Here is a 22,003-nt window from a genome sequence, read left to right as displayed (position 1 = left end):
CAGGCCTACGGCCTGGGCGCCGGCGACACGGTGCTGCAAAAAACGCCGTTCAGCTTCGACGTGTCGGTCTGGGAGTTCTTCTGGCCGCTGATGACCGGCGCCCGCCTGGCCATGGCCGGCCCCGGCGATCACCGTGATCCGCGGCGCCTGGTCGAGCTGATCCACGCCCACCAGGTCACCACTTTGCACTTTGTGCCGTCGATGCTGCAGATGTTCCTGCTCGACGAGCAGGTCGCCAGCTGCACTGGCCTGCGCCGCATCATCTGCAGCGGCGAGGCACTGCCGGTGGAGGCCCAGACCCAGGTGCTGGCCAAGCTGCCCGGCGCTGGCCTGCACAACCTCTATGGCCCGACCGAAGCGGCCATCGACGTCACCCACTGGACCTGCCGCGACGAAGGCCGCGACAGCGTGCCAATCGGCCAGCCGATCGCCAACCTGCAGACCTACGTGCTCGACGCCGAGCTGCAGCCGGTGCCGGTGGGTGTGGTCGGCGAGCTGTACCTGGGCGGCATCGGTTTAGCGCGCGGTTACCACCGTCGCCCGGCGCTGACCGCCGAGCGCTTCGTCACCAGCCCGTTCGGTGACGGCGAGCGCTTGTACCGCACCGGCGACCTGGCCAGCCAGCGCGCGGACGGGGTCATCGACTACCGTGGGCGCATCGACCATCAGGTGAAGATCCGTGGCCTGCGCATCGAGCTGGGCGAGATCGAAGCGCGGCTGATGGAGCAGGACAGCGTGCGCGAGGCCGTGGTCCTGGCCATCGACGGTGCCCTGGTGGCCTACGTGGTGCCCCGCGACTGGGCGCTGGACGCTCAGGAAGCCTTGCGCGAAACCATCCGCGAGCCGCTGCGCCAGGCATTGCCGGACTACATGGTGCCGGCGCAGTTGCTGTTCATCGAGCAGATGCCGTTGAGCCCGAACGGCAAGCTGGAGCGCAAGGCGCTGCCCAAGCCGGACGCCAGCCGCGTACAGAAAGCCTATGTGGCGCCACGCAATGCGCTGGAACAACAGATCGCGGTGATCTGGCAGGATGTGCTGAAGATCGAACGAGTCGGTCTGGCCGACAACTTCTTCGAACTCGGCGGTGATTCGATCATCTCCATCCAGGTGGTCAGCCGCGCCCGTCAGGCCGGCATTCGCTTCAGCCCCAAAGACCTGTTCCAGCATCAGACCGTGCAGCGCCTGGCGGCAGTGGCCGAAGTCGGTGAGGCTGCGCAGGCCATCGATCAAGGCCCGGTGCGCGGTGAGGCGCTGTTGTTGCCGTTCCAGCAGTGGTTCTTCGACACCCTGAGCGACAACCGCCATCACTGGAACCAGTCGCTGTTGCTGGCAGTGCGTCAGCCCTTGCAGGTCGAAGCGCTGGAGCAGGCCCTGGGCAGTATCGTTGGTCACCATGACGCCTTGCGCCTACGTTTTATGCACCAACCCCAGGGCTGGAGCGCGCAGTTCGCCGAGACTGACGACAGTCATGCGCTGCTGTGGAAACTGACAGTAGCCGACGACACGCAACTGCAAGCCGCAGCCGACCACGTGCAGCGCAGCCTAGATCTGCAGCAGGGGCCTTTGCTGCGCGCCTTGCTGGCGACCCTGGCCGATGGTAGCCAGCGCCTGTTGCTGGTGATCCACCACCTGGCCGTGGACGGCGTGTCCTGGCGCATTTTGCTCGAAGACCTGCAGTCGGCGTACCAGCAGGTGCTGGCCGGGCAGGCGCCGCGTTTGCCGGCCAAGACCCATTCGGTCCAGGCCTGGGCCAGGCAGTTGCAGGCAGATGCCAACAGCCCGGCGCTGGAGCGTCAGTTGCCGTTCTGGCAGGCCCAGACGGTAGCGGGTGAGCTGCCGTGCAAGCGTCTGTCGGCGCGCCTGCTCAACCGCGATGCCCGTCACGTGCAGACTCGTCTCGATGCGCACTTCACTCGGCGCTTGTTGCAGGAAGCGCCCGTTACCTATCGCACCCGCGTCAATGACCTGTTGTTAACCGCCCTGGCACGCGTCATCGCGTCGTGGAGCGGCCATGAGTCAGTCGCAGTGCTGATGGAAGGGCATGGCCGCGAGCCGTTGTCGCAGCCGCTCGACCTGACCCGCAGCGTCGGCTGGTTCACCAGCTTCTATCCGCTCAAGCTGACCCCGGCCGAGGACCTGGCCGCATCGATCAAGCAGATCAAGGAACAACTGCGAGCGGTGCCTGATCAGGGCATGGGCTACGGCGCCTTGCGCTACCTCGGCAGCAGCGCCTCGCGCGAAGCCCTCGCGCAGCTGGCGCCGCCACGTATTACCTTCAACTACCTTGGCCAGCTCGACGCCGGTTTCGCCCGGGCCGATGGTCTGTTTGTGCCCAGTGCACAGCCGCGTGGGCAGGAACAGGACGAAGCGGCGCCGCTGCCCAACTGGCTGACCCTCAATGGCCAGGTGTACGGCGGCGAACTGCTGGTGGACTGGCAGTTCAGTGCGCAGATGTTCGATGAGGCCACGGTCCAGGCTCTCGCCGATACCTATGCCCAGGCCCTGGCCGAACTGATCGAGCATTGCTGCAGCACCAGCAATGGCGCACTGACCCCGTCCGACGTGGCGCTGGCCAACCTCGACCAGCAGCGCCTGGATCAACTCGGCCTCAACCCGCGGCAGGTGCAGGACCTGTATCCGTTGTCGCCGATGCAGCAGGGCATGCTGTTCCACAGCCTTTATGCCCAGGCGCAGGGTGAGTACATCAACCAGATGTCGGTCTGCGTCGAAGGGCTCGACCCGCAGCGTTTCCGCGACGCCTGGCAGGCGACCGTGGACGCCCACGACATTCTGCGCACGGCCTTCCTCAGCGGTGGCAACCTGAGCCAGCCGCTGCAAGTGGTGCAGCGCGACGTGCAGGTGCCGTTCAGCGACGAAGACTGGCGCAGCCGACCCGATCAGACGGCGGCCATCGAGTCCCTGGCGGCGCAGCAGCGCACGACCGGCTTTGCCCTGGAGCGGGCGCCGTTGCTGGCGTTGCAGCTGCTGCGCCTGGATGATCAGCGCTACCAGCTGATCTACACCAGCCACCACATCCTCATGGACGGCTGGAGCAATGCCCAGCTGCTCGCTGAAGTCCTGCAGCGCTACAGCGGTGTTGCCGTGGTAGACCAGCCGGGGCGCTACCGCGATTACATCGCCTGGCTCAATCAGCAAGACCCGTTGGCCGACGAGCGCTTCTGGAAGGCTCAGGTACAGCACCTGGACGCGCCGACGCGGCTCGCTACCGTGCTGGCCGACAGCCCGCAGGGGCAAAGCGGGCACGCCGAGTTCAAGCAGCTGCTCGATGCAGCCAGCACCCAGCGCCTGAAAGCCTTCGCCGGCCAGCACAAGGTCACCTTGAACACGCTGATCCAGGCGGCCTGGGCCTTGCTGTTGCAGCGCTACACCGGACAATCGACGGTCGCTTTCGGCGCCACCGTGGCGGGCCGCTCGGCACCGCTGCCGGCCATCGAGGCGCAGATCGGCCTGTTCATCAATACCCTGCCGGTGGTGGTCAGCCTCGCTGCCGAGCAATCGCTGGCGCAGGTACTGCAGAACCTGCAGGCGCAGAACCTGGCGCTGCGCGACCACGAGCACACGCCGCTGTTCGACATTCAGCGCTGGGCGGGGCAGGGCGGCGAAGGGTTGTTCGACTCGTTGTTGGTGTTCGAGAACTACCCGGTCGCTGAAGCGTTGCAGGAAGGCGCCCCGCAAGGGCTGCGCTTTACCGGCGTACAGACGCGGGAGCAGACCAGCTTCCCGCTGACCCTGCTGGTTGCAGTCGAAGACAGCCTGACCCTGCAGTTCCAGTACGCCCGCGAGCATTTCGCCGCGGAGCAGGTGCAGCGTTTCGGCGCGCATTTGCTGGAGCTGCTGCTGGGCATGTTGGCAGCACCCGCAACAGTGGCCGAGCTGGGGATGCTCGATGCCGGTGAACGCCAGCGCCTGTTGCACGACTGGAACGCCTGCCCGGCGCCGATGGCGCAGGGTGCATGTATCCATGAACTGATCGCCCGTCAGGTACAAGCCAACCCGGAGCAACTGGCGCTGATCGATCAGCAGCAGCGCCTGAGCTACCGCCAGCTCGACCAGCAGGCCAACCGCCTGGCGCATCAGTTGATCAGCCTTGGCGTCGGCGCCGAGGTCCGCGTCGGTATTGCCCTGCAGCGCTCCAGCGAGCTGATTGTCGCCTTGCTTGCCGTGCTCAAGGCCGGTGGCGCCTACGTGCCGCTGGACCCGGATTACCCGGCCGAACGCCTGGCCTACATGTTGGAGGACAGTTGCGCCCAGGTGCTGATCACTCAGGCCTCGGTGCTGCAAGGACTGACACCGGGCGCGAGCACTCAGGTCATCCTGCTGCAGCCGGGCGCCGCGTCGAGCATCGACCAGCCCGACAGCGCACCGCCACTGCGCTGCCACCCCGACAACCTCGCTTACGTGATCTACACCTCGGGGTCCACCGGCCTGCCGAAGGGCGTGGCCATCACCCACCGCAACGTCCAGGCCCTGGTCGGCTGGTCGCAACAGGTCTACAGCCGTGAGGACATGCAAGGGGTGCTGGCCTCGACCTCGGTGTGCTTCGACCTGTCGGTCTGGGAAATCTTCGTCACCCTCGCCAGCGGCGGCTCGCTGGTGCTGGCGCGTAACGCCCTGGCGCTGCCAGAGTTGCCTGCGCATGATCAGGTGCGCCTGATCAACACCGTGCCATCGGCCATCGCCGCCTTGCTGCGCGCCGGGCAGATTCCTGCCAGCGTGCGCATCATCAACCTCGCGGGCGAACCGTTGAAGCAGGCACTGGTCGAGCAGCTCTACCAGTTGCCGGGTGTGGTCCAGGTCAATGACCTTTATGGTCCTTCCGAAGACACCACCTATTCCACCTGGACCCGCCGCGAGCCCGGCGCCAAAGCCAGTATTGGCCGACCGTTGCCGGGCACCGCCAGCTACCTGCTCGACGCCAGCCTGCAGCCCGCGCCGCTGGGTGTGGCCGCCGAGCTGTACCTGTCGGGTGCCGGTCTGACTCGCGGTTACCTCGGGCGTGCGGCGCTGACAGCCGAGCGCTTCGTGCCTAACCCGTTCTCCACGGCGGGCGAGCGGCTGTACCGCACCAGCGACCTGACCCGTTATCGTCCCGATGGCGTCATCGAGTACCTGGGGCGTATCGACCATCAGGTGAAGATCCGCGGTTTCCGTATCGAGCTGGGCGAGATCGAGGCGCGCCTGCTGGCGCTGGCGCCGGTGCGTGAGGCTGCGGTGTTGGCCGTCGAGCATCAAGGCAGCCCGCAGCTGGTTGCCTATGTCGCGGCCCATGAGCACAGCGAAGAAGCGGCAGTCCAGGCCAGCCTGCGGGCGCAGATCAAGGCACGCCTGGGCGAGCAACTGCCCGGCTATATGGTGCCGGCGTTTGTCCTGTTCCTGCCGCGCCTGCCGCTGACGCCCAACGGCAAGCTCGACCGCAAAGCACTGCCGGCCGCTGACCAGCAGCCCGCCAGCGCCGCGTTCCAGGCGCCGCGTAGCGCGCTCGAACAACAGCTTGCCGAGGTCTGGCAGCAGGTACTGGACGTTGAGCGTGTCGGTTTGGCCGATCATTTCTTCGAACTCGGCGGGCACTCGTTGCTGGCCACCCAGGTGGTGTCGCGCTTGCAGGAGCTGCTGGCGGTACGGGTCGGTTTGCGTGACCTGTTCGATCATCCTCGCCTGGAGACCTTCGCCCAGTTGTTGCAGGCGCGTTCGGCAGAACCGGCGGTGCCCGAGCGCCCCGCATTGATCGTCCACGGTGAGCAGCCTGAGGCGCCGCTATCGCTGGCCCAGCGGCGTTTGTGGGTGGTCGAGCAATTGTCCGGTGGCAGCGGTGCCTATGGCATGCCGCTGGCCTTGCGCTTGCACGGCGAATTGCAGGTGCCGTTGTTGCGCGCCAGCCTGGCCGAAGTGATGCGCCGTCATCAGGTGTTGCGCACGGCCTATGTCAGCGATGACGAAGGCGATCCGCTGGCCGTGGTATCGCCGACGGTGACGCTGGACTTGCCGCTGCTCGACCTGTCTACCCTGAGCCGTGCCGAGCAGGAAACCCAGGTGGCGCAGGCAGTGCTGGACAATGCCAGCACCCCGATCAGCCTGCTCAATGCACCGCTGCTGCGTGGCCGCGTGCTGCGCCTGAACGCCAACGAACATGTGGTGTTGTACGCGATGCACCACATCATCTCGGATGGCTGGTCGATGTCGGTGCTGGTCAACGAACTGGTCGAACTCTACGGCCTGCTGCAGGCGGGCAAAGCGCCGCTGTTGCCGGCGCTGTCGCTGCAGTACAGCGACTATGCGCACTGGCAGCAGGCGCTCGAACGCAGCGGTGCCCTGGCGGCGCAGGCGGACTACTGGCAGCGCACCCTGGCCGGCAGCAACGGGCACCTGCCGTTGCCGACCGATTACCCGCGCACCAGCGCGGCGTCCACGGCCGGCAGCGACCTGCAGTTCCACCTCGATGCCGGGTTGGTGCAGCGCCTCAAAGCGCTTGCCGGCAAGGCCAACGCCACCCTCTACACCACCTTGCTGGCGAGCTTCCAGGTGTTGCTGCACCGCGTCAGCGCCAGCGACGACCTGCTGGTCGGTGCCGACGTCGCCGGGCGCCAGCAGCCCGAGCTGGAGCGGCTGATCGGCTTCTTCGTCAACATCCTGCCGCTGCGTTCGCGCTACAGCGCGCAGCAGACCTTCAGCCACTACCTGGGCATTGCCCGCGATACCGCCCTGAGCGCCTTCGAGCATCAGGACCTGCCGTTCGACATGATCGTCGAAGCGTCCGGGGTCAGCCGCCAGCGCGGGGTCAATCCGCTGGTGCAGGTGCTGTTCGTGATGAACAACCTGCCGGTGCGCGACAGCAGCCTGGACGGGCTCAAGGTCGAGGTGCTGCCAGCGTTGGCGAGTTACTCGAAATTCGACATGGCGCTGTTCCTCGATCAGGACGCAGAGGGCCTGCGCGGCACCTGGCAGTTCGCTAGCGCGCTGTTCAAACCGGAACGTATCAGCCAGCTGGCCAAGGCCTGGACGAGCATGCTCGAACAGATTGTGTGTGAGCCGGATATCAGACTAGGAGACATCACTATGATCACCGATACCGCCGTCGCGGCTGTACCGGCGCCCGCTGCCGGCCCCAAGGCCGACAAGCTCGGCAAGTTCCTGAAAAAGCCCAAGGCCGCTGCACCCGCGGCGGGCAGTGGCGCAGTGCGCGAATCGTTGCTGGCGCCGCCGCAGGTGTTCCCGTTGCTGGTGGAGCCGAACGATCCCGGCCTGGATCTGGTGGCCTGGGTCAACCATAACCGCCCGTGGCTGGAAGAGAAGCTCTCGCGCCATGCCGGTATTCTTTTACGCGGCTTTGCCATGCACGACATCCATGCCTTCGAAGCCTTTGCCGAAGCCGTGCAACCGGGGCTCTACGGTCAGTACGGCGACCTGCCGAAGAAGGAGGGCGGCAAGAATACCTACCGCTCCACGCCGTACCCGGAGAAGAAGATGATTCTTTTCCACAACGAAAGCTCGCACCAGGACACCTGGCCGCGCAAGCAGCTGTTCTTTTGCGAGCAGCCATCACCGGTGGGCGGTGCCACGCCAGTGGTCGATTGCCGGCAGATGTACCTGCGCCTGCCCGAAGCGTTGCGCGAGACCCTGGAGCAGAAGGGTCTGCTGTATGTCAGGACCTTCGCCGACAAGCTCGACGTGTCCTGGCAGCATTTTTTCAAGACCGATGACCGCGCGCAGGTGGAAGCCCGTTGCCAGGCCGCCGGCATCCAGTGGACCTGGCTCGACAACGACGAATTGCAGATCCGTACCCCGTGCCCGGCGATCATTCGTCACCCGCTGACTGGCGAGAAGACCTTCTTCAATCAGGTGCAGCTGCACCACATCTATTGCCTCGACCCGGACGTGCGCGAGGACCTGCTGGCGTTGTTCGGTATCGAGCGCATGCCCCGGCATGTCTATTACGGCGATGGTTCGCCGATCGAAGACGAGGTCATGCAATTGATCGGCGACCTGTACGAGGAATGTGCGGTGCGCTTCGACTGGCGCAAGGGCGATGTGATCCTGCTGGACAACATGCTCGCCGCCCATGCCCGCGATCCTTTCGAAGGGCCGCGCAAGATTGTCGTCGCCATGGGCGAGATGATCGAACGGCGCAGCCTGGAGGCGGCGCAACCGACGTTGCGCGGCGAAACCATTACCCAAGAGGCTGACGCATGAGTGACATCAATCTGAAGCAGCTCGGCAGCGGCCTGGCGCTGCTTGCCGAGCAACAGCAATGGGCGGCTGCGGTGCAGTCCAGTGCAAGCTGGAAACAGCAGGCCCATGTGCTGCAGGTGGACATCTGCGGCGTGCTCGATCTTGCCGCGCTGCAAGCGGCGCTGAATGACCTGGCTGTGCGCCAGGAAGTGCTGACCAGTGGCCTGCAGGCGGTGGCCGGTTATCACGGCCTGCGCCAGTTCCCGGGCGCAGGCCCGGCGCGGCTGAACATGGATGTTCACCCGGACGCGGTCGACGCCGACACTGCCGCGCAACGCCAGGAACAATGGCTGCAACGTCCGCTGCAACTTGAGCAGGGCGGTTTCGCCCGGGCATTGTTGCAGCGCCTGGAGGAGGGCCACTGGCGTCTGAGCCTGGCGCTGGCCCGCGGCTTGGTGGATGCCGGCAGCCTGCCGTTGTTCCTTGAACAACTGCAGCAGGCCTACACGCAAGGCGCCAGTGGTGCGGACGATGAGCTGGGCCAGTTCAGCCAGTACCTGGAATGGCGTGGCGAAGTGGTTCGCGACGAAGATGCCGGCCAGGCTGCGCAGTACTGGCAAGCCCATGTCGGTAGCCAAGCGCTGGTGCAACCACTGTTGCCTTATCGGCGCAAAGGTGCTGCGCTGGCGTCGGTCGCACAGGTTGAAGCCGCGTTGCCGGCGGCATTGCGCCAGGGCCTGGAACAGGTAGCAGAACACGGCGGCGTGGCTGTGGACGCGGTGTTGCAGGCCGCCTGGTGGCTGCTGCTGGCACGCTTGAGCGGACGTTCATCCTTCCTCGCCGGTTGGCGTCATGACGGACGTGCCGACTACGAATTCTTCGACCAGACCCTGGGGCTGTTCGAAAAGACCCTGCCGCTGCACCTGGCGCTGGATCCGGCCGTGCCGTTCGACCAGTGCCTGGCGCACTTTGCGCAAGTCCTCGAACAGCACCGCACCTGGCAGGAATACTGGAGCGCCGAAGGCCGAACTGTGCAGCCAGGCTACGGATTCGCATTGCGTCGCCTGTTGCCTGACGCGCAGCTCAAAGGCGGGCAGTGGTCGGCCCGCGTCGCCGCGTCGCTCGATGCCGGGTTCGAACTGGCCTTGCAGGTGGGCACTGATGCTCAGGGCTCGCCACAGGTATTGAGCCTGGCATTCCAGACTGCGCATTACGCCAGCGTGGCTATGTCCGGCCTGCTGGAGCAATACCAGGTTCTGCTGCAGGGCATCAGCGAGGCGCCTTCGCGCCCGGTCGGCGAGTTGCCGTTGCTCGGCGCGCTGGAGCGCGAGCGTTTGCAGGCACTCAACCCGGTGCCGCAGCCGATCGATCCGGGCCTGACCCTGGCTCAGCGCATTGCCGAGTGGGCCTCGGTAACTCCCGACGCACCGGCCCTGGTGAGTGACGGCCAGACCCTCAGCTACGCGCAGCTGGAGCAGCGCGTCCAGCACCTGGCCGCCGCCATGAGCCGTCAAGGCCTGGCGGCCGGACAGCGGGTGGCGCTGGCCCTGCCGCGTTCGGCCGAGTGGCTGGTCGCGGCATTGGCGGCCTGGCGACTCGGCGCGGCCTGGCTGCCGCTGGACCCACAATGGCCAGCGGCACGCCTGGCGCTGCTGGTCGCTCAGGCAGATGCCTCGCTGCTGGTTACCCAAGGTTTGCCAGCAATAGCGGAACTGGCACTGCCGGAGCTCGACCTCGAACAGCTCGACCTTACCGGACAGGCACCGCCCCAGGCCGATCACCCGGCGCCGGTGGGCAGCGATGTCGCCTATGTACTGTTTACCTCCGGCTCCACCGGCACACCCAAGGCCGTCAGCATCGAGCATCGGGCGCTGTTCAACTACGTCGCCTCGGCCAGTGCCGCGCTGGGCCTGGAACGTTGCCGCCGGTTTGCCTTCAGCTCCAGTGTCGTCGCCGATCTGGGCCACACTGCGGTGTTTGGCGCCCTGTACAACGGCGCAGCGCTGCATCTGGCCGATGAAGCAACGGTGCAGGACGGCCAGGCGTTTGCCCGTTTCATTGCCGAGCAAGGCATCGATTGCCTGAAGATCGTCCCGTCGCACTTGGCGGCACTGATCGACAGCGAGGCTGCAGTGCTGCCGGCTACCCTGGTGCTGGGCGGCGAAGCCGTGGCGCCGGCGCTGGTCGAGCGCATTCTGCACATCCGCGCGGATATCCGTCTGTTCAACCACTATGGCCCGAGCGAAGCCACGGTCGGGGTGATGATTCACCCGATCAGCGCGCAGGACCTGGATGCCGCAGTCGTGCCGTTGACCCAGGTGCTGGGCAACAATCAGGTCTGGGTGCTCAACGCGCAACGTCAACTGGTGGCGAGTGGCGAACTGGGTGAGCTGTACATTGCTGGCGAGCAGCTCGCCCGTGGTTACCTGAACAATCCGCAACAGCAAGCCGAGGTGTTCATCGATCATCCGCTGCTGCCGGGCGCACGGATCTACCGCACCGGTGACCTGGCGCGCTATCGCCCCGAGGGTGGTATTCAGTTGCACGGCAGGGCCGACCAGCAGGTAAAATTGCGCGGTTTTCGTGTCGAGCTGGCAGAGATCGAGGCCGAGCTGGCGGCGCTCGACAACGTCAGCGAAGTGGCGGTGGTGCTCGATGCCCAGCAAGAACCCGTGGCCTTCGTTACCGCGCGCGGAGAGGCGGTAGCGGATTGGGCGGCAGCACTCAAGGCGCAATTGGGCCAGCGCTTGCCGGCGGTGATGGTGCCGCGTCAGGTTCAGCTGCTGGCGGTGATGCCGCGCCTGGGCAATGGCAAGATCGACCGTCAGGCCCTGGGCAAGCTGGACCTCAGCGCCGCGCAGCAGGTGTATGTCGCACCGCGCGATGGTCTTGAGACGGTATTGGCCGAGCGCATGGCGCAGTTACTGGGCGTGACGCGGCTGAGCGTCGAGCAGGACTTTTTCGCGGCGGGTGGCCACTCGTTGCTGGTGATCAAACTGGTCGCCGGTATTCGCAAGCTGCTGCAGTGTGAGGTGCATCCCGGTGTGGTCTTCGACAACCCCAGCGCCGCGGCTTTGGCGCAGGTATTGCGCCTGCAGGAAACGGCGCCCGGTCAGCTGGAGAAGCTCGCGCAAGCGCGCTTGCGCCTGGACGCCATGAGCCCCGAGGAGAAAGCCAGGTTGTTGGAAAAAGCCCGCCAGCTGCAAGGGCAGGGCAGCTGATAGCCGTTCGCCCGTCATTGCCCGCGGCGTCCTGCTGCGGGCAGTGACGGGCTTCGCGACCTCGACGATCGGGGCGCGGCGTTTGTGAAACGTATCAAAAGATAAATATTCCTAATTTCGTTCATCCCGGCTTCGTCTAGTCAGCGAGCAACTACGACCGGTGTCGTCAGCTTGCCTGCGGGACAGGGTGTGCCAGGGATGGTTTGCATATCTCACGATCAGCCGGCCCGAGAGTCGGCGGCGGTCCAACACAAGAGCGCATTGGAGTAATTCAACACATGAAATCTGATCAGCCAAGGCTTGCGCCGCGTCCCTCGATCTGGGACCGGGCCCGCTGGCGTTCGTCGGCATCGGCGGTGGTACTGGGGCTCGCGTTGGGCATGGCCGGCGCGGTGCAGGCCGAAAGCAAACAGGTCAACATTCCGTCCGCACCGTTGAGCGAGGCGCTGACCGAGCTGGGTCAGCAGACCGGCCTGCAATTGCTGTTCGAGCCGGGCCTGGTCAGCGGCAAGCGCTCAACAGCGGTCTCTGGCACCATGGAACCGCAGGCGGCCCTCGACATCATGCTGCGTGGCGCCGGCCTGTCGTACCGGATCGAAAGCGACACGGTGATCATCAGTAACCCTTCGAGTAGCGGCGCTGCGGTAGAGCTGGGGAGCACCAGCATCGTCGGTCAGGGTATGGGCGAGGCCACGGAGAACTCTGGTTCCTACACCACCGGCCTGGTCAGCGTCGGCTCCAAGACCCCGGTGAGCCTCAAGGACACCCCGCAGTCAGTGTCGGTCATCACCCAGCAGATGATCGAAGACCAGCGCATGACGACCCTGCCCGACGCCATGAAGCGCGCGCCGGGGATCACCCTGCGCAACAACAACTACCACTCCCAGCAGTTCTATTCGCGCGGCTTCGGCATCGACAACGTACAGATCGACGGTGCTGCGCCGATGGACATCGGTACCGGCGTGGGTACCTTCTACAGCGATCGCATCTATGACATGGCCGCCTACGACCACGTCGAGGTGCTGCGCGGTGCCAGCGGCCTGCTGGCCGGCACCGGCGATCCGGGCGCGGTGGTCAACCTGGTGCGCAAGCGCCCGCTGGACCACTACCAGCTCAAGCTCAACACCTCCGCCGGCTCCTGGGACAACTACCGCAGCGAAGTCGACCTGACCGGGCCACTGGCCTTCGACGGCAAACTGCGCGGGCGGATGGTGGCGGCCTATACCGACCGCCAGTACTTCATGGACAACCGCAGCACCGAGAAACCGTTTCTCTACGGGGTGCTGGAAGCGGACGTCACTGACGACACCATGCTGACCTTCGGTGGCAGCTACGACAAGGTCAAGGAGAACGGTACCGGTGACGGCCTGCCACGCTACAGCACCGGTGGCGACCTGCACCTGCCGCGGCATACCTGGTACACCACCAACCAGGCCTGGTCCGATAGCTACACCCGCGAGTGGTTCGCCAAGCTCGACCACTATTTCAACGAGGACTGGAAACTCAACACGACCTACACCTACTCGTACAACGACTCCACCACTGAAGGGATCATCCCCTACGGCTCTGTGGACGAGAACACCAACACCGGTCCTTACTGGTGGGGCAGCTACGTGGCGAGCTGGAGCAAGCAGTCGGTATTCGACGTCAACCTGTCCGGCAGCTTCGAGGCGTTCAATCGTCGCCACGAAGTGCTGTTCGGTGCCGACTACCAGAAGGTCACCAGTCGCTGGCGCGCCGCCCAGGGCATGCTCGGCAAGGGCGGGATGATCGACCTGTGGGACCCGCAGTCAACGCCGTTGACCAGCGACGCGTCGAACCACAATTTCTATCGTGACTACTACCCTAACAAGCGTGAGCAGTACGGCCTGTACTCGACCTTGCGCCTGCAGCTGACCGACCCGCTGAAACTGGTGCTCGGTGCCCGCGCTCAGCGCTACAAGTTCGAGCAGGCTTACGCCACGCGTCAGATGGCGGGTACCGGTCCGTGGACCCAGCAGGACAGTGTCGAGGATCGCGAGCCGACCACGCTGGTACCCTACGGTGGCCTGATCTACGCCCTGAACGATCAGTGGTCGACCTACGTCAGCTATTCCGAAGTGTTCAAGCCTCAGGCGCAGAAGATGCAGGGGCCGGAAAACGCCCAGTCGTCCATCGAACCGATGACCGGCAAGACCTACGAGACGGGCATCAAGGGTGAGCTGCTCGATGGCCGGTTGAACGTCAGCGCCGCGCTGTTCTACACCACCCGCGAACACCAGGCGGCGCGCGACCCTGGCTATCCTGATCCACCGCCAACCTACAGCAGCTCGTGCTGTTACCTCGCATCGGACAAGATCACCAGCAAAGGTATCGACCTGGAGGCCACTGGCGAGATCGCACCCGGCTGGGAAGTGCTCGCGGGCTACACCTACAACCAGGTCCACAACGATACTGAAGAGACGCTCTACAGTACCGTCACCCCCAAGCACCTGCTCAAGCTCTGGACCATGTACACCTTGCCTGGTGATTTTTCCGCCTGGCGCGTGGGCGGTGGCGTGACGGCGCAAAGCCCGACCTACGTGAAAGGCGAGGCTTACCGCTTCGACAAAGACTGGAATGTCATCGACTCGCAGCCCTACAAGTTCAGCCAGTCCGGCTACGCGGTCTACGACGCGATGGTCGAGTACCAGGTTGATGAAAACTGGACCGTTGCGGTCAATGGCAACAACCTGTTCGATCGCAAGTACTACTCTAGCGTGGGCACCTCCGAGTATGGCAACTACTATGGCGAGCCACGCAACTTCACCCTGACCCTGCGCGGCACCTTCGAATGATTTCGTAGTGATCCAACGCACAATGAAACAGCCGCCCTCGAGGCGGCTTTTTCATGCAGCGCTGTGCGCTTGATCGCTGTAGGAGCGGATTTATCCGCGATGGGCCGTGCAACGGCCCCAAACGGCGGGACTGCTGCGCAGTCCATCGCGGCGGTCCGGCGTCCCGGTAAATCCGCTTACATCCTGCGGTAGCCGGTGATCGGCCGCACAGCGGCCGTAACGGCATCAGGCATGCTGCTCGAGCCAGTCTTCCAGCGCCTGATAAATGCCATCGATCTGCCCGCTGATCCCGGACATGCGCAAAAAGTCATGGGTCAACCCAGCCTGCAGCACCAGGGTCACCTTGCCACCGGCATGCTCCAGCGCCTGTGCGTAGGCAATACCTTCATCGTGCAGCGGGTCGTACTCGGCAACGCTGATGTAGGCGGGCGCCAACGCTGCAAAGTGCGCGGTCAGCGGAGATACACGCCAGTCATTGCGCTGCTCGGCCCCGCAGTAGTGGTCGTAGAACCACTCCAGAGTAGGGGTTTCCAGCAGGTAGCCTTCGGCGTAGCGCGTGTGTGACGGCCGTTGCCGGGTGATATCGGTCACCGGGTAGAACAGCAGCTGCGCCACAGGCTTGAAACTCAGCGCAGGCTCGGCGCCGGTGGCGGCAATCGCCAGCACTGTCGCCAAGGTGGCACCGGCACTGTCACCGGCGAGGAGCAGACGCTCAGGATTCAGGCCCAGTTGGATAGCCCGTTCGGCCAGCCAGTTGGCAGCGTCAAGCGAGTCGTCCACCGCTGTGGGGAACGGCGCTTCCGGCGCCAGCCGATACCCCGGGGCGAATACCGCATAACGGCCACTGGCGGCCAGGCGCCGGCAGATCGAGTCGTGGGAATCCAGGCTGCCGACCACATAGCCACCGCCATGGTAATAGAGCAGGGTGGGCGCGCCGGCCGCGAGCGCGGCATGACGGTACAAACGCGCATCCAGCTGATGGCCGTCGCGCACCGGAACCTTGAGCGCGGTCACGCTCAGGGTTGCCGGCGGCGAGGGGTCGAGTATCGCCGAGGTCTTTTCGAATTCGGCACGGGCCTGGGCCACGCTCAGTTCATGCATGGCTTGGCTCTTGCCGGTCAGCCGGCCCAGTTCGGCCAACTCCAGAAACGCTTCGAGATCGGGATCCAGGGGCATTGCAGTTCCTTTGTGAAGAGAGAGCAGGGCCGCCGGCGAAGGCGGCCCTGTAGGTCAGAGGGTTACCGGCTGCGACTGCGGCAAGTGCTGCAGCAGTCCTTCAATGAACAGCGGGTGGCTGAGGATCGCGTAATGGTCGGCGTCGATGGACGCATGGTGCAGGCTGCCGGCGAAAGCACCGGTGTGCGCTACGTCGTGGTCACCGGCCCACCAGCAATGGCTGTTGGCGACGCAGCGCGGCATCTGTGCCAGGCGTTCAGACAAGGCCTTGAGCTTCATGCCAGTGCGGAAGGTGCGGGCAAGTTCATCCGAACCGATCTCGCGCAGGGCGCCCGCTTCCTGGCCGAGGCCCTGGCGAGCGTGCTCGATCAGCTGTTCCAGCTGCGCCAGGTCGGCATCCTCGCTGACCGCCAGCAGGGGCACTGCCGACGGCGCCACGCCGAACACGACTGACAACAAGCCACGCAAATCCTCGGCACAGTCGCCGTCCGCCTGTGGCGCGGAGGCCTCAGGGGTGAAACTGTCGACCAGGGCGACAAAGTCGACCTGCTGGCCCTGTTTGAGCAGCTCCTCGGCCACCAGGGTCGCCAGCGGCCCGCCGAGCGACCAGCCGAGCAGGTGATAAGGTCCCTGCGGCTGTTTCTGGCGGATGTACTGGGCGTAGTCGATGGCCATGGCTTCGAGTGATTCATCCTCCCAGTTATCGTCCAGCAGCATGCGGCACTGCAGGCCATAGACGCTGCAGCGGCCGTCCAGGCGGCGCGCCAGTGCCTCGTAGTCGAACACCGTGCCGAAACCTGCGTGCAGGCAGAACAGCGCTGCACGCGCCGGCACCGGCGCATTGAGCAGCAGCAGCGGATCGAGGTTGCGTTCCTCGGCTTCGTAGCCGGACAGATCGGCAATCGTCGGCTTGCCCATCAGGTCGCGCAACTTCAGCTGCAGGCCGAGTTCAGGCCGGCCGCGTACCTTGGAAAGCACTTTGAGGATACGCAGGGAGTCGCCACCCAACTCGAAGAAGTTGTCGGTCACGCCGACTTGTTCGACCTCCAGCACCTCTTGCCAGATCTGCACCAGCGCCTGCTCCAGCGTGTTGCGCGGGGCGACGTAAGCGCGACCCTTGAAGTCGGGGTCCGGCAGCGCCTTGCGATCGAGCTTGCCGTTCGGGTTCAGCGGGAAGCTTGCCAGGGTCAGAATCTGTGCAGGCACCATGTAGTCGGGCAGCTCCTCCAGCAGCGCCGTGCGCAGGCGTTCGCCGAGGGCTTCGTCGGCCTCGGCGACGACGTAGCCGATCAGTTGCTTGGCGCTGCTATGTTCGCGGGCGACCACCACTGCATCCTGCACCTGAGGCATACACCGCAGACGTGCTTCGATCTCCCCCAGTTCTATGCGGAAACCACGGATCTTCACCTGGTTGTCCAGCCGTCCCAGGTAGTCGAAAGTACCGTCTGCGCGTTGACGCACCAGGTCGCCGGTGCGGTACAGACGACTACCGTCGGCCTGGAACGGGTCGGCGACAAAGCGTTCGGCCGTCAGCCCCGGACGCTGGTGATAACCACGGGCCACCCCTTGACCGCCAATGTACAGTTCGCCGGCGATGCCCGGCGGCAGCGGATTTAGCGCATCATCAAGGACATACAAGGTGCGCTCACCGACGCGGCTGCCGATGGGGGCGTAGACCGCGTCGCAGTGGTCGCTGGCTTCAACCTTCCACAGCAGCGGGGTGACGACGGTTTCGGTCGGACCGTAGCCATTGGTCAGCCAGGTGGGGCGCAGTGCCTGTTTGACCAGCTCGAAATTGGCCTCGGCCACGGCGTCGCCACCAAAGCAGTAGATCGACACTGCAGGCGGTGGCTGGTCCTGGCTTTGGGCGAACTCTGCCAGTTGCTGGAGATAGGCCGGGGGGAAGCAGGCGACGCTGATCCGGTGAGCGTGCAGGGCCTGCCAGGTTTCTTCCGGCGTCCACAGGCGGTTGTCGCGCAGCACCAGTTGGCCGCCACAGGACAGGGTGGTCAGCCAGCGTTCCTGAGCGCCGTCGAAGGCGAACGACATAAACAGCAGTTCGCGGCTTTCGCGGGTCATCCCGTAGCGCTGGGCGATGGCCTGGCAATGCATGCGCAGCGGCTCGTGGGTCACGGCCACGCCCTTGGGCTTGCCGGTCGAACCGGAGGTGTAGATCAGGTAGGCGAGGTTGTCGCCGCCCGCCCGTTGGGTCGGGCAGGTGGCAGGCAAGGCCTGCAGCGCCAGCTGGTCTATCGCAATCATCGGCGCGGCGCCCGGCCAGTCGAAACGGCTACGCAGGCTGGCCTGGCTGATCATCAGGGCCATGCCTGAATCCTCGACGATCCATTGCAGGCGATCCTGCGGGTAGTCGATATCCAGCGGCACATAGGCGGCGCCAGCCTTCATCACCGCGTAGAACGCCACCACCACCTCCAGCGAACGCTCCAGGGCGATGCCCACACGCATCTCCGGCCCCACGCCTTGGGCTATCAGGTGATTGGCCAGGCGGTTGGCACGCGATTCAAGCTCGGCCCAGGTCAATTGCTGATCATTGCAGACCACCGCCGTGACCTGCGGACGCGCCTCGGCCTGCAGGCGCAGTTGTTCGGCCAGCAGTGGCAGGTGAGCGCTGGCGACGTTCAACTGGTTGTCGTGTTGCAGGCGTTGCGTCTGCGCAGCACTGAGCAACGTCAGATTGCCGACCCGCGCCGTGGGTGCATCGAGCATGGCCAGCAGCAGACTTTCGAAGCTGGCACGAATCAGCTCGACCGCCTCCTCGGTGAAGCGATTGCGCAAGTAGAGGAACTCGATACTCAGGGTGGTGCCGAGGTTGACTGCCAGGTCCATGGCGAAGTTGGTGACGTCGCGACCTTGCACCTCGCCAAATTGCAGTTGCCCCTGGCCCGCCTCGCGCAAGCGTTGGTCAACCGGGTAGTTCTCGAACACGATGATGCTGTCGAACAGCGCCTGGCCACCCAGGCCTGCCCAGCGCTGGATGTCGGCCAGCGAGGCGTGCTCGTGGTCGCGGATGTCGAGGTTGTAGGCTTGCAGTTCGAGCAGCCAGTCCTGCAGCAAGGCCGCAGGTTCGGGGCGCTGGATGACCGGCAGCGTATTGATGAACAGCCCGAGCATTTCATCCGCGCCCGCCAGGCTGGCCGGCCGACCGGCCACGGTGGCGCCGAAGCAGACGCTGGCCTGGCCGCTGTAGCGCTGCAACAGCAGCAGCCAGGTGGCCTGGATCAGCGTGTTGGGCGTGACTCTAGAGGCTTGGGCCAGGTCACGCAGGCGCGAGGTTTGTGCCGGGTCCCAGTCCAGGTACAGGGCCGCATGACCTTCCAGTGTCGGGTCCGGGCGCGGTGCCAGGCTGCTGGCCAGGTGAGTGGGGCTGTCGAAGCCAGACAGCTGGTCACGCCAGAACTGTTCCAGGACGGCTTGTGGCTGTTGCGCCAGCCACTGGATGTAGTCGCGGTAGCGACCTGCACTTGCGGTCGACGGTTGGCCATCGTACGCCTCTAGCACTTCGCCCAGCAGCCGGGAATTGCTCCAGCCATCGACCAGAATATGATGGCCGGACCACAACAGGTGTACCCGGCGCTCGTCGAGCTGGACCAGAGTCAGGCGCATCAGCGGCGCCTGCAACAGATCAAAGCCCTTGGCGTAATCCTGCGCGCTCAATTGCACCAGTGCCTGGGGCTCGACCTGGCGATCGCGCCAGTCGAGCAGGGTCACCGGCATCTGCGCCTGACGGTAGACCACTTGCAGCGGCTCGGCCAACTGGCTGTCGCTCCAGAAGCCGGTGCGCAGGATGTCATGCCGGGCGATCACGGTGTTCCATGCCCGGGTGAAACGCGCGACATCCAGCCCCTCGACCGGGACCGCCATCTGATTGATGTACAGGCCGGCTTCGCCCGCTTCCAGGGTATGGAACAGCATGCCCTGCTGCATCGGCGACAGGGGGTAGATGTCTTCGATCAGCTCGGCAGCGGCGGGTAGCCTGTGCAGCCGGGCCTGGTCGAGGCGGGCCAGGGGGAAGTCGGAAGGGGTGAAACCGCGATGGCGCGGATCGCAGCAATGGGCGATCAGTGCTTCAAGCTCGCGCTGGTAGTCATCGGCCAGGGCCTGAACCGTGGCGACGTCAAACATCGCCTGGCTGAACAGCCAGCTCATGCTCAGTTCACCGTCGAAGATCTGCCCGTTGAGCGTCAGCCAGTTGCCCAGTTGCGCCTGCGGGCTCTGTTCCTGGCCACTGCCTTCGGCCGCCGGCGCGAACAGCGCGCCTTCGTCGGCATCGAAGCTGCTGTCGAACTGGCCCAGGTAGTTGAAGGTGATGCGCGGCTCGGGCATCCCGGCCAGGCCGTCGCCCAGGTGGCGCAGCACGGCATAGCCCGCGCCCTTGCCAGGAATGGCGCGCAACTGCTCCTTGATCCCGCACAGACTGGCGCCAGGCTCGTCGGCAACCGTGAGCAGCACCGGGAACAGACTGGTGAACCAGCCGACCGTACGGGTCAGGTCGGCATCCTCGAACAAGTCCTCGCGGCCATGCCCTTCGAGCTGGATCGCGACCTGGGGTCGCGTGGTCCAGCGCGCAATGACTCGCGCCAGGGCGGTCAGCAGCAGGTCATTGATCTGGGTGCGGTACGCCAGCGGCGCCTCTTGCACCAGGCGGCGGGTGGTCTGCTTGTCCAGGCGTAGTTGCAGTCCCCGGGCGTGCTTGTTTTGCAGGCTGCCCGCTGGATGATCAACGGGTAGGTCAGTGTCGATACCGTCCAGTTGCGCGGTCCAGTAACCCAGCTCCTGCTGCAGCTTGCCGGTGTGGGCAAGCTGCTCCAGGCGCTCGGCCCAGGTCTGCACTGACGTGGTTCTGGCCGGCAGCTGCACCGGCTGTTGCTCAAGGGCCTGGCTGTAGGCCGTTTGCAGGTCTTCGAAGAGGATCCGCCAGGATACGCCGTCGACCACCAGGTGATGGATCACCAGCAGCAGGCGCTGGCTGTGGTCTTCCAGGGTCAGCAGCACCGCGCGCAACAGGGGGCCGTGCTGCAGGTCCAGGCTGCGCTGGGTCTGGTTGGCCAGGGTGGGCAGGGTTGCCAGAGTCGCTTGCTGCTGTTCAAGCAACGGCGTCGCCCGCCATTGCGTCAGCTGTGCCTGGACATCAAGGAAGCGTGCGCGCCAGCCGTCCTCGGCTTCGGCGAAGTTCAGACGCAGGGCGTCGTGATGCAACACCAAAGCCCGCAGCGCTTGTTCCAGGGCTTGGGCGTGGAGCGGACGGCTCGGCTGTAACAGCACCGATTGGTTCCAGTGGTGACGCTCCTGGTTGACCGTGCTGAAGAACATTCGCTGAATCGGCAGCAACGGCGTTTCGCCGCTGGCGGGGGCCTGATCAATCGCTAGCAGGCCATCGTCCAGGCTGGCGACGCTGGCCAGGTCCCTGACGGTCTGATGCTGGAACAGATCCTTGGGACTGAAGCGGATGCCGGCCTGACGGGCGCGGCTGACCACCTGGATGGAGATGATCGAATCACCGCCGAGTTCGAAGAAGTTGTCGGCCAGACCGACTCGTTCGATCTTCAGCACATCCTGCCAGATCACCGCGATCTGTTGTTCCAGCGCATTGCGTGGCGCCACATAGGCTTTCTGTACGCGGCTGGCGTCCGGCTTGGGCAGCGCCTTGCGCTCCAGCTTGCCGTTCGGGCTCAACGGCATCTGCTCGATGAACAGCAACTGCGCCGGCACCATGTAGTCCGGCAATGCCTGGCGCAGCGGCTCGCGGATGGTTTCGCGCAAGGCTTCCTGAGCGTCCAGCGCCCAGTCGCGGGGCACCACGTAGGCCACCAGGGCACCGTCGATGGCCAGGACCACGGCCTCGCGCACGCTGTCCTGCTCCATCAGCCGCGCTTCGATCTCGCCCAGCTCGATGCGCAGGCCACGGATCTTCACCTGATGGTCGATGCGCCCACGGTAGTCGATGACCCCGTCCGCGCGCTGGCTGGCCAGGTCGCCGGTGCGGTACAAGCGCTCGCCGTCACCGAACGGGCTGGTGACGAAGCGCTCGGCGGTCAGCGCCGGGCGACGGTGGTAACCGCGCGCTAAACCGATGCCGCCCAGGTACAGCTCGCCGACCACACCCACCGGCACCGGCTGCAGCTCGGCGTCGAGCACGTAGGTCTGCAGGTTGGCGATCGGCTGGCCGATTGGCACGCTGTCGCGGCCTTCGTCGCGGCAGGTCCAGTGGGTGACGTCGATGGCCGCTTCGGTCGGGCCATAGAGGTTGTGCAGGCCAGCGCCGGGCAGCTTGGCCAGCACCTGGGTCTGGGCCTCCACCGGCAGTGCCTCGCCGCTGCAGATGATGCGGCGCAGGCCAGTGCAGCTGGCGACCTGCTCGTCGAGCAGGAACATCTGCAGCATCGACGGCACAAAGTGCAAAGTGGTGACCTGGTGGGCGTGGATCAGCTCGACCAGGCGCCGCGGATCACGGTGATCGCCGGGGCCGGCCATGGCCAGGCGGGCGCCGGTCATCAGCGGCCAGAAGAACTCCCAGACCGACACGTCGAAGCTGAACGGCGTTTTTTGCAGCACCGTGTCGCCGGCGCCCAGGCCGTAGGCCTG

Annotated in this window: 5 protein-coding genes; 3 read left to right on the top strand and 2 right to left on the bottom strand. The window is 65.3% G+C overall.

Going from position 1 to position 22,003, the window contains the following annotated elements; all coding sequences use genetic code 11:
• The 3 genes from ACO6VD_RS27610 to ACO6VD_RS27600 all read left to right on the top strand — a co-directional run.
• On the top strand, positions 1 to 8,208 hold an 8,208-nt coding region (locus ACO6VD_RS27610; protein ID WP_422422944.1), incomplete at its 5' end, for an amino acid adenylation domain-containing protein.
• Positions 8,205 to 11,408 (top strand): non-ribosomal peptide synthetase, encoded by a 3,204-nt coding sequence (locus ACO6VD_RS27605; RefSeq protein WP_422422943.1) that lies wholly within the window; start codon positions 8,205 to 8,207, stop codon positions 11,406 to 11,408. The genes ACO6VD_RS27610 and ACO6VD_RS27605, both read left to right, overlap by 4 nt.
• 278 nt (positions 11,409 to 11,686) lie before the next feature.
• Positions 11,687 to 14,224, top strand: coding sequence for a TonB-dependent siderophore receptor (locus ACO6VD_RS27600; RefSeq protein WP_422422942.1), 2,538 nt, complete (start codon positions 11,687 to 11,689; stop codon positions 14,222 to 14,224).
• Between the two features lie 225 nt (positions 14,225 to 14,449).
• Here the strand turns inward: ACO6VD_RS27600 and ACO6VD_RS27595 are convergent, their stop codons facing one another.
• The gene (locus ACO6VD_RS27595; RefSeq protein ID WP_422422941.1) at positions 14,450 to 15,400 is read right to left on the bottom strand and encodes an alpha/beta hydrolase; all 951 of its coding nucleotides are present in this window, start codon (positions 15,398 to 15,400) and stop codon (positions 14,450 to 14,452) included.
• 54 nt (positions 15,401 to 15,454) lie between these two features.
• On the bottom strand, positions 15,455 to 22,003 hold a 6,549-nt coding region (locus ACO6VD_RS27590), incomplete at its 5' end, for an amino acid adenylation domain-containing protein (protein WP_422422940.1).

Source organism: Pseudomonas sp. GZD-222 (assembly GCF_049310525.1).
Taxonomy (GTDB): Bacteria; Pseudomonadota; Gammaproteobacteria; order Pseudomonadales; family Pseudomonadaceae; genus Aquipseudomonas.
The sequence above is the reverse complement of the archived record's forward strand: the minus strand, read 5'-3'. Positions and strand labels throughout refer to the sequence as shown.

Excerpts from the sequence above, each read along its gene's own strand:
- ACO6VD_RS27605 (WP_422422943.1), top strand. The coding sequence starts at position 8,205 with ATGAGTGACATCAATCTGAAGCAGCTCGGCAGCGGCCTGGCGCTGCTT.
- ACO6VD_RS27600 (WP_422422942.1), top strand. The coding sequence starts at position 11,687 with ATGAAATCTGATCAGCCAAGGCTTGCGCCGCGTCCCTCGATCTGGGAC.
- ACO6VD_RS27595 (WP_422422941.1), bottom strand. The coding sequence starts at position 15,400 with ATGCCCCTGGATCCCGATCTCGAAGCGTTTCTGGAGTTGGCCGAACTG.